11 protein-coding genes are annotated in these 14,163 nt (G+C 49.3%); 4 read left to right on the top strand and 7 right to left on the bottom strand.

Annotated elements, in window-relative coordinates:
* Positions 1 to 43: 43 nt before the first annotated feature.
* The 3 genes from AC52PS_RS01805 to rpmG all read right to left on the bottom strand — a co-directional run bounded on the left by AC52PS_RS01805 (position 44) and on the right by rpmG (position 1,883).
* Positions 44 to 1,285, bottom strand: a complete 1,242-nt coding sequence (locus AC52PS_RS01805; protein ID WP_495561315.1) for an HD domain-containing phosphohydrolase — start codon at positions 1,283 to 1,285, stop codon at positions 44 to 46.
* Between the two features lie 167 nt (positions 1,286 to 1,452).
* On the bottom strand, positions 1,453 to 1,692 hold the full coding sequence (gene rpmB / locus AC52PS_RS01810) for a 50S ribosomal protein L28 (RefSeq protein WP_041400928.1): 240 nt from the start codon (positions 1,690 to 1,692) through the stop codon (positions 1,453 to 1,455).
* A 20-nt stretch (positions 1,693 to 1,712) separates the two neighbouring features.
* On the bottom strand, positions 1,713 to 1,883 hold the full coding sequence (gene rpmG / locus AC52PS_RS01815; protein ID WP_024266427.1) for a 50S ribosomal protein L33: 171 nt from the start codon (positions 1,881 to 1,883) through the stop codon (positions 1,713 to 1,715).
* A gap of 220 nt (positions 1,884 to 2,103) precedes the next feature.
* Between rpmG and AC52PS_RS01820 the strand changes: the two genes are divergently transcribed.
* The 3 genes from AC52PS_RS01820 to AC52PS_RS01830 all read left to right on the top strand — a co-directional run bounded on the left by AC52PS_RS01820 (position 2,104) and on the right by AC52PS_RS01830 (position 6,959).
* Complete coding sequence (locus AC52PS_RS01820; protein WP_495561316.1) at positions 2,104 to 3,990, top strand: DUF4914 family protein; 1,887 nt, start codon at positions 2,104 to 2,106, stop codon at positions 3,988 to 3,990.
* Between the two features lie 96 nt (positions 3,991 to 4,086).
* Positions 4,087 to 6,327 (top strand): apolipoprotein N-acyltransferase, encoded by a 2,241-nt coding sequence (gene lnt / locus AC52PS_RS01825; RefSeq protein ID WP_495561317.1) that lies wholly within the window; start codon positions 4,087 to 4,089, stop codon positions 6,325 to 6,327.
* A gap of 2 nt (positions 6,328 to 6,329) precedes the next feature.
* A complete protein-coding gene (locus AC52PS_RS01830; protein ID WP_495561318.1) occupies positions 6,330 to 6,959 on the top strand; it encodes a trimeric intracellular cation channel family protein in 630 nt (209 codons plus the stop codon).
* 33 nt (positions 6,960 to 6,992) lie between these two features.
* Here the strand turns inward: AC52PS_RS01830 and lgt are convergent, their stop codons facing one another.
* The 4 genes from lgt to AC52PS_RS01850 all read right to left on the bottom strand — a co-directional run bounded on the left by lgt (position 6,993) and on the right by AC52PS_RS01850 (position 12,562).
* Positions 6,993 to 7,919, bottom strand: a complete 927-nt coding sequence (gene lgt, locus AC52PS_RS01835; protein ID WP_495561319.1) for a prolipoprotein diacylglyceryl transferase — start codon at positions 7,917 to 7,919, stop codon at positions 6,993 to 6,995.
* Positions 7,920 to 7,926: 7 nt separating this feature from the next.
* Positions 7,927 to 10,884 carry a flagellar assembly protein A gene (locus AC52PS_RS01840; protein ID WP_495561320.1) on the bottom strand — a complete coding sequence of 986 codons (2,958 nt, stop codon included), beginning with the start codon at positions 10,882 to 10,884 and terminating at the stop codon, positions 7,927 to 7,929.
* Positions 10,885 to 10,973: 89 nt separating this feature from the next.
* Positions 10,974 to 12,119: a nucleotide-binding protein gene (locus tag AC52PS_RS01845; RefSeq protein ID WP_495561321.1), complete on the bottom strand. Its 1,146-nt coding sequence runs from the start codon at positions 12,117 to 12,119 to the stop codon at positions 10,974 to 10,976.
* 2 nt (positions 12,120 to 12,121) lie between these two features.
* Positions 12,122 to 12,562, bottom strand: coding sequence for a hypothetical protein (locus AC52PS_RS01850; RefSeq protein WP_495561322.1), 441 nt, complete (start codon positions 12,560 to 12,562; stop codon positions 12,122 to 12,124).
* 102 nt (positions 12,563 to 12,664) lie between these two features.
* On the opposite strand from AC52PS_RS01850, the gene AC52PS_RS01855 reads away from it, so the two are divergent.
* A complete protein-coding gene (locus tag AC52PS_RS01855; protein WP_495561323.1) occupies positions 12,665 to 14,152 on the top strand; it encodes a S41 family peptidase in 1,488 nt (495 codons plus the stop codon).
* The last annotated feature ends 11 nt before the right edge of the window (positions 14,153 to 14,163 follow it).

The following is a 14,163-nucleotide window of genomic DNA, read 5'->3' on the forward strand; positions in this document are numbered from 1 at the left end:
CGATCCGAAAGATACGGCTGCCGCGGCATGAGGCGGCGGCAGCCTATTCGCTCTCGTCAGGATACTGGTCGGCTACGGTTTGCAGTCTGTCGTAGACTTCAAAAAAGATATCCACAAGATCGGGATCGAATTTAGTCCCCGACAGTTTTTTAATCTCTTCCAGGACGTCTTCTTCTTTCCACGCTTCTTTGTAAACGCGCTTACAGCGAAGGGCATCGTATACGTCGGCTATTGCAACAATTCTTCCGAACACCGGGATTTCCGTGCCCTTTTTTCCTATGGCGTTTCCTTCGGCATCGGCTTGTAATACATTGCCGGTTTCGGTGTCGATGTGCCCGGGATACCCCGTTCCGTCCCAGTTTTCGTGATGGTTCAGCACCACCGTCTGGGCCACCTGATCAAATTCCGATTGACTGTCACTGAACAGTCGTGCCCCGATCAGGGTGTGGGACTTCATAATGCTGTACTCATCCTCATCGAATCGTCCGGGTTTTTTTAGAATCGTATCTGATATTCCCACTTTGCCCACATCGTGAAGCATTGACGCCATTCGGAAAATATCCCGATCCTTATTGCGTTTGTGCTCGGGTATGCCCATTTTGAACGCCCAACGGTCATATAACTCAACGCTGAATCCGGCTACCCGGTTAACATGAGGCCCGGTTTCCTTGGGATCCCGAAGTTCAGCCATTTGGACCATCCTCTGCAAAATGGCCCGAGTCATCTGGGCCTTTTCCAGGGCAATAACCACGTTTACCGCAAAATGTCGAACCAGTTGCTCATCTTCATTAGTAAATGCAATGAGCTCTCCTTCATCGTTCATTTTGTTGATGATTTGCAGTACACCAAGACAGGCACCCATGTTATTGAGCAGGGGGATGGCCAGCATGGATTTAGTTACATATCCCGCATCCTTGTCGTACTTGGTGTTGTGAGAGTATGGGGCATCCTTTGGAATTCCATAGTAGTCGGGAATATTCAGCAGCTTCTTCTGTGATGCACAATATCCGGCAATGGACTTGGAGTTCACCGGAATTGTAAAGAATTTATAAATGAGTTTTTGACCGGGGTCCAGAGCTTTCTGAAGAGAATCATTCTGGGCGTACTTGATATCAAGGTTATTGTCCCGCTTTATATATATGGATCCCGCATCGGCATTGGTTATCCGCCGGGCTACAGAAAGGATCCGTTCAAGGAGTATATCTTGATCCTGAATCTTGTTGAGTTCAGAATCAATGGCGATAATCTCCCGTAGTTTATCACTATCACTGGTAATTACAGACATCTTACTATGTATATTCGAACAAAGTATGCGAAATATCAAGCAAAGATGGAGATACACAAAAAAAACCGCATTGGCAGGTCATCTTCTGACCTGCCAATGCGGTTCACAGCATCAATGGAATGCTGTAGTCCGGCGGCACCGGTTTTTCAGGTGCCGGGATTCCGGTGCTACATTACTTCCTTGAGTGTGAGTCCTTTTTTGCGCAGATATGCGGAAAGTCCAACTTTTGAGATGCTTCGCAGTGCCCTGGTAGAAAGGCGAAGGCGAACTTCGCGTCCCAGTTCGGGGTCGTAGATCTTCTTGGTCTGCATATTCGGTCTCTGCCATTTGTTCGTCTTGATATTAGACTTAGAAACTTTATGACCAGAGAGAGGTTTTTTTCCGCTTATTTTACATTTCCGTGCCACAGTATCCTCCAGAATGTCCCTTAGAACTTGCTGGTTTCCTTATAAAGTACGTGCTTACGAACAATGGGATCGTACTTTTTAAGTTCCATTTTATTGGGTAAGTTCCGCTTGTTTTTGGTTGTATAGTAGCAGTGACCGCTCTCAGTGCTTTTCAGACGCACTTTGGTGGCACCCTTTGCTGCTTTTGCCATACCAAACCACCTTTATTACTTTTGAGTAGTAGATCGGGAGAATACAATAAAAGAGATTTCAGTGTCAACAAAAATCCGCCTGCGCTCTCCTAAATTCATTGCCATATAAGAAAATACCCGCGCTTTTTCCCGTGAACCCCTCTGCCGGCGGTACACGGGTCTTGATGTTTTGAAAATATATACATATCATGCTGTATAATTATACAAATATGGAGACGACATGAAGCAAAAGTACCTGAACCGACTGAATGTATCCTCGGATATTCGTGAAATTCTTGAGAATAACCATGTTATCCTGCCGGAAAACCGGCAGGAACTTCTGGAACTGACCTTTCAGGGCAGACCGGATGAGTTTGAGGTCAGCTACGATATTCCCGGCAAGGGGAAATATGTTGAAGCCCGTGTTACCCGCTGTAAGAACGGCGCATCAGTTAATTACACCGAAGCCTATATGCGACGTCGGGACCCCAATGCCATGCTGATTGCCGATGATAAACCTACAGACAAGGAGACCTATACGCAGCGCTACGGTACCTCCTTCGACCCCACGAGAACCGAAACCATGGATTGGTTCAAATCATTGGGCGAAGTGGTTGTACTGCCCTTTCTCAGCGGGAACGACCGCTTCTCGGGGTATCCCTCGCTCCTGATTGCTCCCTCTAATGCAGGGTTTTTCGTAACCGGTCTGGCGGACCTCCAGGGCTTTATACCCGCATCCCAGATCCCCGAGGATTTTTCACCCAGAGCAGTGCTGTATGTCGCACCCCCGTTCCGGCACACCCACTTTGACGGGAAACAGGTTGTCGTACATAACCGCAGCGATGAGCTGCACGAGCTGTTCTGCTACAACCTGTACCCCGGTCCCAGTGCCAAAAAAGGAGTGTACGGCGTACTTCTCACAATCGGAGAGGAGGAGCATTGGACAACTCTTCACTCTTCAGCTGTTCGCCTGGTGACTCCCTACGACAATGAGTTTGTTATTCTCCATGAAGGAGCCTCCGGAGGGGGGAAAAGCGAAATGACCCAGGCCATTCACCGGGAAAGCGACGGCCGGATTCTCATGGCCAAGAATACTGTTACCAAAGATGATTTTTACCTGGAGCTTCATGATACCTGTGACCTACACCCCATCGCCGATGATATGGCAATAGCTCACCATGCTGAGAACGGTAAACTCATTATCAGTGACGCGGAAAACGGCTGGTTTCTCAGGGTGGACCATCTTAACGAATACGGAAAAGAACCATACATTGAAAAACTCTGCATCGATCCTCCGGAACCACTTATCTATCTGAATATCGACGGAAAACCCGGAGCCACGGCGCTCATATGGGAACACACTATGGACGAGCCGGGAAAACCCTGCCCGAATCCCCGGGTAATCATGCCCCGGAAATTTGTAGATAACACGGTGGAGGGAAAGGTTTCAGTGGATGTCCGGAGCTTCGGGGTCCGCACTCCTCCAGCAACCCGCGAGAATCCAAGTTACGGAATAGTCGGAATGATGCACATACTTCCACCGGCTCTGGGCTGGCTCTGGAGGCTTGTTGCCCCCAGGGGTCACGCGAACCCCAGCATTGTAGCAACTAAAGGGCTTTCCAGCGAGGGAGTAGGATCCTACTGGCCTTTCGCCACCGGCAAGCGGGTGAATCAGGCAAATATCCTTCTGGATGTTACCAGGAATACCCCGGAGACCGATCATATTCTTATTCCCAACCAGTATATCGGTGCGTACCATGTGGGGTTTAAAGCGGAATGGATTGTCCGGGAATATGTCGCTCGCCGGGGATCGGTGAAATTCCGGGACGGACAGCTTGTAGAAAGCAGGTGTCCTTTGCTTGGATACACCCTGCCCAATCTCCGTGTAAACGGACAGACCATTCCACACACTCTCCTGCATGTGCAGGATCAAACAGAGGTGGGTAAAGAAGGTTATGATGCCGGTGCGAAGATTCTCGGAGATTTTTTCAAACAGGAGCTCGAACAGTATCTCACTCCGGAACTGGATCCCATGGGAAGAAAAATCATTGAACTGGTGATGAATGATGCAGGTCTGGAAGAATTGGATTCTGTAATGAAAAAAAATGATTCTGTAATGGAGAAATAGACGTTGATCTGATGTTATTCCCCCCGGCGGTGCTAAGTTGATCCAAGTCCGCCGTCGGGGCTTTTCATTCCCTCCAGGAAAAAATATTATATCTCTATGAGAAAACATCTATACTCCTGGGCGGCTCTGTATGTGCTGATAGGCGTCATGTCATTTATTCTCTTTCTCTTTGAGAAAGGAATTCCTTACAGCTTTCAGCAATCGGATATTGTGCCGATTATCCTTGCGATTATCCATGTGTCTGCTGGATTTGTATTTTTTATTCAGGCACAGCCCAAGAATCAGGTGGAACACGCCTGGAGAATGGCGTATGACCTGAGCAGACAGACGGGACAGGGAAAGCACAAGCCCTACCCGGATGATCATCTATTTTTGCCTGAAGCTATTTTTGCCCTCACTCTGATAATTTTTCTGTTCAACTATATTTTTGCCCTCGCGGCGAATATGGATTATGTACAGCGTTTCATTGCAACAGGCGGCGAACTTGATTTAGCGCTGGACAGCAGGAGTCAGCGTGTACGAGTGATGTTCAGGTACGGGTTGTACCTGCTGGTATACCCGGCAGCGGTTTGGATGCGTCTGCTTACCTCAGTTAAGGGCCAGCGTCGGAGAAATATTCATAGTTTTTTCCAACTCCTGCTGGTGATCGGTTCGGCAGTTCTTTACAGCTTCAGCTTTCCCTCCTTTCTTCATCATGACGGTTTGGGGTTTCTGGGCTGGGGTGCGCTCATACCTCTCTTTATCATTCTCAGAAAAAGCTACTTTCCCCGTTTTATGTTCTTCGGGGTGTTCTGGATGATTCTCACCGTGCTGCTTAAGAATTACTGGCTCGGAACTTTCAGTCTGGTAAGTCTTCAAGTTGCGACTCTGATTCTTGGAACATACGGAGTGGTGTTTTTCCTTCTTCTCTGGGGTATAGAGTTGATTCTGAGATATTTCGAAAAGATTTTTCCCGAGCGCTACGTCCTCCATGTGCTGATGTTTGTCCTGCTATACAGTGCTGTCTGGACGGTATTCGATTGGGTGCAAACCCAGGGATTTACCGCCTACCCATGGACGCTTATGCCCCACAGTCAGTGGAAAAACCTTCTGCTCATCCAGTATTCCGCAGTTACCGGAATGTGGGGAATTTCTCAGATTCTGTATCTTGCAAATGCGGTTTTTGCCTCGTTCTATATATTTTCAGGATCTTACAAGCTCGCCAGAAAAATGGTTTTTTCCCTGGCGGCGGCATACGTCGTATCGATACATCTTCTCGGTGCCGTCGCTCTGCTTGAAGCTGGTCCCAGCGGGGCGGAGGAGGTTGCCAGGATATCTCTGGATGAGGATGAGAGGGTTGTCCGCCTGATGCCGCCTGAACGAACACCCGGAGCTCCCGCCGAAGTCGAAGAAGGCAGCATGCGGATTGCTCTTGTCCAGCAAAACTCCGATCCCCGTAAACACGACTATGAAGAAGTTTACCGCACCCTTACCCGGCTCACTGACGGTATTCTTGCTGCAGCCCCGGGGATGGACCTTGTTGCCTGGAGCGAAACAGCCTTTGTCCCGAATATTTCCCGCTGGGGTGCTGATGACCAGGATCCCGACCGGAGACTGGTACGCCTTGTCAGGCAAATGCTGGAGTATCAGGAGAACATGGGAACATGGCTTCTCACCGGCAATGACGATTACGAAGTGGTGCTGGATGAGAGCGGCCGGGAGCTTGATCGCCTGAATTATAATGCTGCAGTACTTTTCGATGATCAGGGGCGCCGACGGGATACCTATCATAAAATGAAACTTGTACCTTTTACCGAGCATTTCCCTTACGAAGAACAGTTACCCGGACTGTACCGGTTTTTACTGGAATACGATGTGAATTTTTGGGAGCCGGGTCATGACTCCACGGTGTTTGAGCATCCGAAAATGACGTTTTCCACACCCATCTGTTTTGAGGATGCGTTTCCCTTGGAAGTGCGGAGATTTGTCCGGGAAGGTGCTAACATGATTCTGAATATCAGCAATGATTACTGGAGCCTTACTGAAGTGGCGGCGAAGCAGCATTTTGCGGCTGCATTGTTCCGGGCCACCGAGCACCGAAAGTATCTCCTGCGAAGCACAGCCAGCGGTATGACCACCGCAGTGGATCCAATGGGAAGGATTATCTTTGAGCTTCCAAGCTACACCGCCACAGCAAGTGCTGTGGATATTCCCGTGGAAAATTCAGGAGGACCGACACTCTACACGCTTGCAGGTGACTGGTATATATGGCTGATTTTTCTGGGAATTGCCGTCCTTCTGGCCGCACTCCTGATTTCCATGGGAGTTTCCATATTTCGATTCGGGAATGATTACTGAATATGACCGTCCTCACCGTTTTTGAATACATTGCAGTGCTCTCTTTCGCCGTCTCCGGTTCAATTCTGGCGGTGCGTAAACACATGGACTTATACGGAAGTCTGATTCTTGCCCTCATGACGGCCATGGGAGGCGGCCTTATGCGGGATGTGATGATCGGCAATATTCCGCCCCTGGTGCTCAGCGACGCCAGCTATCTTTTGGTTGCCGCAGGAGCTTCAGCCATTGTGTACCTTCTGTATGAGAGGATAGAGACACTCCAGTATCCTCTACGGATCCTGGATGCCGTGGGGTTGGGCATTTTTACCGTGCTGGGCACCCGACTTGCACTTGATTACGGCTTGCCGGTATATTCCTCGGTGATGATCGGTATGATCAGCGGTACCGGCGGCGGGATGATTCGCGATGTGCTGGCCCGTGAGGTGCCGCTGGTGCTCCAGCGGGAGATTTATGCCATGGCTGCTTTCTTAGGAGGATCAGGGTATGTACTCATAGTACGAATGCTCCGTCCTTCTGAACAGCTGGAGCCATGGATTGCCCTTGCCATGGCCTTTTTTATCGCCATTTTTAGAATTCTTTCAGTATACAAAGACTGGCATATGCCCAGAGCATATCACCGTCACGGAGAATGAGCAGGCTTGAGCCGCCCCCCCGTGGCCGGCTGATCAGCTGTCGAAGGTTTCCACTTTCGGGCGCCTTTTATGCCGAACATAGAGCACGGTCATCAACACAGCTCCTCCCAGAACAGATGCCAGGCTGAAAAGTTGGCCGAGACTGAGATTCAGCGGGGTGTAAAAATCAAACCCGGGATCAAGTTCCCGGAAAAATTCAATGATGAAGCGGGCTGATCCGTATCCTATGAGATACAATGCAACGCTGAAACCGTGGAAGGGTTTCCTGGGCCGTACCACGAACCACAACAGTAGCCACAGAAGAATACCTTCTCCCAGTGCCTCGTAGAGTTGACTGGGATGTCTGGGAAGGTTCACTGCAACCTGATCGGGGGCGACGGGAAATTCGAGTTGCTCAATAATTTTCCCCGCCAAAGGGTCTTTTACGCTTACTCTCCGTGCCGCAGGGAATATCATTCCCAAAGGAGATGCTGTTATGCGCCCGTACAATTCTCCGTTAATAAAGTTGCCCAATCTTCCGAACGTATAGCCCAGGGGAAAAGCGTGTACGATTACATCCCCCCAGAGCAGAATATTTTGCCTGTACTTCCGGGCCCACAGCAGCATACCGATCACCGCTCCCAGCAGGCCGCCGAAATAGCTCATCCCCTGGAAACCTGTGAAGTTCATATTAGCGTCGAACGGCCAGAAAATGAGCCATGGTCTGCGAAGATACTTACCGGTGGGATCATAAACGGTTGTAGCAAAGATCCGGGCCACCAACAAAGCTGCGATCATAATCCAGATGAGCATGGTCAGTACATCATCTGAATTGCTGTCAAGCTGTTGTTTTTTTACCTGACGTATTACCAGTAGATAGGTGATCAGAAGGGCAACAAGATACATAATGCTGTACCATCTGAAGGGCAGGCCGGGAATCACTTCCGGACGCAGCCAGGAGGGGTATTGCAGTAACATCATAAGGTTTCTACTCCGCGGTGTTTTCTTGAATATTAATACGGCCGAGGCCGGTGTCAAACGCAATAATCACGTTCTTTTTTTCTTTCATTATTTCCATTTCCCGGCCATGACTCTCCAGCACTACTCCGCTGTGCAGGTTGCCCCGGACGACGAGTTTGGATTCAAAATGCTGCTCAAAGCGTTCCTTCAAGTTAAACAGATGCAAATTTCGCTTTTCCATCATCTTCAGCAATTTGGTCTTTTTATTGAAGACTTCTTTAAGCTTCTGCTGATTCCGTTCTTTTGCAAGCTGTTTCATGGTTGCATCCGCTTCTGCAATCTGCATCTGAAATTTCTTTATTTCTTTTTCTTGGACATGAATCTGGTCTTCCACCAGATAGTCCTGGCCGAAATGGATCCGGGTTTGAACTCCCCGCTCTGAGCCAAGATTGTGGACCTCAAGGCCATCTTTAACCTTCACTACACCGCCGATAATGCTGCTTTTATCTCCCATGATCAGCTTACCGTTGCATTTCACATTGGAGCGGAAGACGCTTTTCTGTATTTTCATATCCTGAACTGAAAGAATGGTCGCCTGCTCAACAAATGCTGCAAGTATATTTTGTTTGGAGCGAAGGAGGGATTTCCCGCCGCCTTTGATGCCGCCCTGTATAAGAATGTCACCGCCTGCGGACAGAAGGGCCCGGTCCACGGCTCCCATGATCTTGATATCTTCATTGGACATAACGTAGAAACCATTCTCCACGTTGCCGGCAACCTGCACAGTTCCGGGAAATTTGATATTTCCGGTTTCCATTCCCACATTGCCCTGAACAGTGTGAACTTCAAGGAGATCCAGTTTTCCGTCCTTGTTCAGAAGCTCGCCGTCCACGGTGGCATACAGAATAACCGTACCGTCTTCCTGATTCTCTCTCCGGAACTTATCGCTGATCTCCATGCTTGATCCCGATGCGTCACCTGGATCCAGAGTTCGTCCGTACACGTCCCATCCCGGGATGGGTTCGGTTTTCGGCGGGGTAATTCGGGCAATTGCCTGATCGCTGCTTACCCTGGTCATGGTATTTTTCGTTTTAAAATCTGCGCTGCCGTCTTCGCGGATGGTGACCTTCTCATTGTCAGCCAGGGAGATGAGAAAATCGACCGCTTCGCCTTCACCTTCTTCGGGCGCGACTCCCCGGGCGAATACCTCATCTTGAATCTTTTCCCCCTGAAGTGAACGTTGGATCAGATCCTTCAGAAGCTCTTCATCAATCCCCTTAACCACACCGTCAGCCTCTATGCTGTCCCGGATCAGCTGCTCGGTGAGAACTGCTCCGCTGCCTTCGCCGGGATCTATGCTGATAGAGGCTTCCATGGCGTCATTACGCAGGTTTACGGTGATTCTGCTGTCCCTCCGGGGCCGAACTCTGAGGTGATAGACATGTTCCACCGAAGCCCGCTCGAGCAGACCTGCCCTTCGTGTAATAATGATATTGTCCTTGCGCTCAACTGAATCGTGGAGCACAAAGTCGACACTTCTGCCTAGCAGACCCTCAATAGTTTTGCCGTACACATCCACTCCAGGTTCGCCTTTTTGGGCCTGCCCCAGGGTAACGATACGCTGTTCATCTTCCACGTACGCAAGAGCATCAATTGAATCCAGAGGAAATTTGCCGCCGTCTTCATCGGTCTGGAGCTCGTCGCGGTTATCATCAATTTCTTTTTTCAGATCCAGATATTCTTTTTCGTCCAGGAAACGGGCGGACCAATCGATGGGCTGTTCGGCACCTTCCTTCGGGGCTTTCCCCTCGGCCAATAGGTAATTAGTCAGTTCTAGTTCCGGGGAGTTATAGTATTCCAGAATATCCTGCTTCAGCTGTGCACGATCGGCAATTGAAATGCCGCTGGCGTTAATCGCCTTACCCAGCTCCTTCAAGACAAGGGGGTGGCCGTCGCCCCGGCCTTTTCGTACTTGCAGCTCGGCGCGGAGACCGTCTTCGCTGACGGTGATTTCAAAGTGGGCATCCTGACTGTCGCTGATGGCCTTGGCCACGATGGCTGTCTGATGCTCTAGAGAGTGCTTGAGAAGGTTGGCGATCTCTCCCTCGGGCATGATCGTATCCATCGGATATTCAAGTTCTTCTATTCTTCCTCGGATTTGGGAGTATTCGGGCAGGGGAACCAGGCTATCGCCGGGGTGGAAATCTAGAAGGCAGGTTGCCTTATCTTCACTGAGTCGAATATCCCATTCATGACCCCGGAAGGGAACAACATCAGTCCAGTTGCTTCCCCGCCGCAGAATTCCGCTGAGATCGGCTCGAATATCGCTGCCGGTGCGGGTTGTGTTTTCCCCGTTGTAAAAGTACGGGTCCGGAAGATTCTTCGGCTGGATAATATCCCCGAAAATATCCTTTCCGGGAATTCCCGGGGTAACAGGATGAATCTGGGCAATAAGTTCTCCCTCGGTAACGTAAGAATACGATTCCACGGTGGGATCCACATATACCTTTTCGAAGCTCACCTCCTCTTCTGTATAGGAAGCAAGTTCTTCCTTGGATGGCATGAAGGGAATGGGGGACTTTTTTTGTACAGTTTTTTGCTTTTTTACTTTGGTTACATTCTTTTTCTGGATATCAGGTGAACTGCTCAGCTGTAGTTTTTCAGAAATGGGTTGTGCAAGTTCTTCCGGGATTGTGAGCTCTGCGTACTCCGGCTCTTCCGGTCGCATGTCGGTGGCGGGATCGCCTTTTGCGGCAATGAAACTCACTTCCTTACCGCTTTTTTCTCCGGCGATTTTGAGCTGTTCGGCTATATCGTCTTCCTTGAACCCATATCGAATAGCCTTTTCTCTCAGGAGGTTGATAATTTTTTCCCCATTCCAATCGGGGCCTTCAGTAGATTTGGTAAACTGAATTCTGGCTTGGAGCTTGTCATCTTCGATAATGAGTTGGGGTGAGCCCTGTAATTTAATCTCTTTTTTGGCCATGGTTCAGTCGTTACGGTCCTTTCAAGACTTTTATCATATCCGGCTCCCGTCTCACGGTAGCCGTAATTATTTGAAATTGGTATTCGATGCTATACCTCGTACCCCTGATCGGCAGCTTTCATAAGCTTTTTTTTCAAAAGGATGTTTTCCCTTCGAATGGCGTTTATCTCCAGCTGCTGTGATTTCACGGTTTCAATCAGATCTCCGGTTGTCAGGGTTCCGCTGTGGAGCAGCTCCTCAATATACTCAATTCTGGATTCATAATCTATTTGCGCTTCGCTCTCGGCATTTTCATATGAGTCGTCATAATCATCAAAGCTTATCAATTCTTCATCATCCACATCTTCATATTGGAGAAGTTTGTCTCCGATTCTGGTGATCGCCTGGGAGAGAACGGACTTTGGTTTGTAAATTATTATCGGGAGCCTGCTGCTGAGAGCAATGTCCTGCACATCATCCCGATACATTACGCCCAGATGCTCCATATCCATTCCCAGATACTGTTGTATGGAACGTCGGAGCTTCTGTACTTTTTCCGCATCCTTGGGGTCCTCCAGCATGTTCAGAACCAGACGGGGAAGAAATTTACCGGTCTTTTCCCGGAAGCTGTCATAGCATTCGGGATCAATATCCTGAAGCTTCCGCAGTAAGTCCATTATATAAATACGCTGCATGTTATCCGCATCTTTTTGAATACTCTTCAAATAGCGCTCACCTGGGCTGTTCCGTGCGGCTGCCTTGTTCAGTAGATGAAATACGGTGCTTTTTATGAAAAGATACGCATTCACCAGGGCGGTGGGAGTGGGATTCGTTACGATGATACCGTGCCGGGAAGCGAGGAAAAACTCTATTGTATTGGTGTGTGTTCCCGCACCCAGATCAAGCAGCACATAGTCTGCGTCGAGTTTGCCCAGTTGCCGTATAATGCGGTTTTTTTGTGCGGCGGTGATATTTGCCAGGCCCGGAACCTCCGCATCTCCGGGGATAAAGCGAAGCCCTTCATAGCCGCTTTCCACCAACAGCTCCTCAAGCTTCATGCGCCCGTTATTGAGGAAGTGTCCGATGCTCAGTTTATACCTGCGGATGCCGAGAATAAGATGAAGGTTGGATCCGCCCAGGTCCAGATCTATAAGGATGACGCGTTTGCCGGCCTGAGCTAGAGCAATGCCCAGATTGGCAGTAAAAAGGGATTTGCCTACCCCTCCTTTTCCGCTGGCTATAGGTACTATATGCATGTTCAGATCTCCTGATCGGATTGTTTTCGCCGGTAGGCAAGCACCATTATACAGAAAATCAGATCAAAAAGCATGATCATACTGAGTCGCAGAATCATCTGTAGTTCACTGAAATCGCTGAATGCACCGCCGGTCTGTTGCAAATTGCCCAGAACGATGATTATGAGAGCCGCAATGCCCGGTATAAGGCTCAGACTTTTCACCACAAGGCCGATGTGCTTCAGCAGGGTGTCTCCGGTGAACCCAAGGGCTACGGCACCCAGGTAGCTGGGAATAATAAGCTGGGGTGCAGCCAGCCACAATAGTAACCGATAGTTTGAAGAAGGGTTTTCTACAATAGAGAAGGATGTTGCGAAAGCCGGGAGAAGAAAGATTCCAAGTATCCCGAATCGCAGGATATCCCAAAAAAAGAGGAAGAATGCGTAATAATTTATCTGCTTCATTAGTATGAAGTGTAGGTGCGTGACAAGTCCCAGTCAAGAATGTAAGAATGATCTCTTCTATCTTTTGTGGTATCTTAGAATGGTAAATTAACAGGTGGTTTCATGAAAATTCATTCACGGGAAAAGATGTACTGGTTTTTCACAGCTCTGGCCGGTCTTTCGGTTACGGCTCTTTTATTTTTTTCACCCGCTGTATATGGGCAGGACATGAACAGTTTCGAGGAAGAGCGTCTTCTTCGCACGTTCCGTCAGGTATTTAACTTCGTTCAGGAAAACTATGTGGAAGAAGTTGATGCGGATGTTCTCATAGAAGGGGCCATGAAGGGGATGTTTGAAAGTCTGGACGATCCCTATTCAGCCTATTTGGATACCGAAGATATGCGCAGCCTCACCGATACAACCAGCGGTGAATTCGGCGGTGTAGGGCTGTATATCAATAAAGTCAGACCCGATGAAGACCGTCCTGAGCTTCAGGAGTGGGTGGAGGTTGTCAGTCCAATAGAAGGAACTCCGGCCTATCGTGCAGGAATGCGCCCCAGGGATCTGATAATTGAGATTGAAGGCGAGTCCACCATCGAACTTAGTATTGATGAAGTTGTGGACAGACTGAGGGGCGAACCGGGCTCTGCTGTTGAGATCACGGTGCTCAGAAACATGAAGAACGAGCTGACCATAGAACTTGAACGTGCCATTATAGAAATACCCACGGTACGCTCCGCTGCCATGGATAAAGATATTGCATATGTAAGAATTATTCAGTTTACCCCGAAGACCGCAGAGAAAGTTGAAGAATCCCTCAGGGAGCTGAAGAACAGCGGTCATAGAGAGTTTATTCTGGATTTACGAACCAATCCCGGAGGGCTGCTTACCTCTGCTGTAGATACAGCCGACCTGTTTTTCGATGACGGTCTGGTGGTGGGAACTGCAGGCCGGGTGGCCGGGGAAAACCAGGCATTTTATGCTCGTCAGGGAAATATCCTTGGAAACTCATCAGAAATAATTGTGCTGATAAACGAGGGTACCGCCAGTGCGGCGGAAATTCTTGCCGGTGCATTGAAAGACCGGGATCGGGCGGTAATCGTCGGAACCACCAGCTACGGCAAGGGTTCGGTGCAGCAGGTGCGTAGTCTTGGCGACGGCGGATTCCGTCTTACCATGTCAAAATACTATACTCCCAGCGAGTCATTTATCGATAAAATCGGCATCAAGCCCGATGTTACCGTGGAAGAGCCGGAGCTGAGCGAAGAAGAGAGTGAAGACCTGATTACCATTCAGCAGGAGAACCGCATACAGCAGTTTCTAGATCAGGCCGGCAATAATCCCGGAGAAGAGCGGATCCGTCAATTTTTTAACCGTCTCCGGGAGGAGGGCTTCAATGTGAACGAACGACTGTTTCGAAGACTGGTCACCCTGGAGCTGGAAGTGCGAAGCAATGAAAGTGCCCCTTATGATCTTGATTATGATCTGGTCCTCCAGGAAGCGGTGAGAATTCTCCGGGAGAACGAGACCCGCCGGATTATCAACTCCCGGGAAGAGGAGCGTTCCATGTCATCCAGGAGCCGCGGGTTACCCGAGCCTGCGCTGCAATAGCCGGCGGTGAC

Source organism: Salinispira sp. (assembly GCF_059431795.1).

Coding starts and splice junctions, on each gene's coding strand:
- AC52PS_RS01805 (WP_495561315.1), bottom strand. CDS start 1,285: ATGTCTGTAATTACCAGTGATAGTGATAAACTACGGGAGATTATCGCC.
- rpmG (WP_024266427.1), bottom strand. CDS start 1,883: ATGGCAAAAGCAGCAAAGGGTGCCACCAAAGTGCGTCTGAAAAGCACT.
- AC52PS_RS01820 (WP_495561316.1), top strand. CDS start 2,104: ATGAAGCAAAAGTACCTGAACCGACTGAATGTATCCTCGGATATTCGT.
- lnt (WP_495561317.1), top strand. CDS start 4,087: ATGAGAAAACATCTATACTCCTGGGCGGCTCTGTATGTGCTGATAGGC.
- AC52PS_RS01830 (WP_495561318.1), top strand. CDS start 6,330: ATGACCGTCCTCACCGTTTTTGAATACATTGCAGTGCTCTCTTTCGCC.
- lgt (WP_495561319.1), bottom strand. CDS start 7,919: ATGATGTTACTGCAATACCCCTCCTGGCTGCGTCCGGAAGTGATTCCC.
- AC52PS_RS01840 (WP_495561320.1), bottom strand. CDS start 10,884: ATGGCCAAAAAAGAGATTAAATTACAGGGCTCACCCCAACTCATTATC.
- AC52PS_RS01845 (WP_495561321.1), bottom strand. CDS start 12,119: ATGCATATAGTACCTATAGCCAGCGGAAAAGGAGGGGTAGGCAAATCC.
- AC52PS_RS01850 (WP_495561322.1), bottom strand. CDS start 12,562: ATGAAGCAGATAAATTATTACGCATTCTTCCTCTTTTTTTGGGATATC.
- AC52PS_RS01855 (WP_495561323.1), top strand. CDS start 12,665: ATGAAAATTCATTCACGGGAAAAGATGTACTGGTTTTTCACAGCTCTG.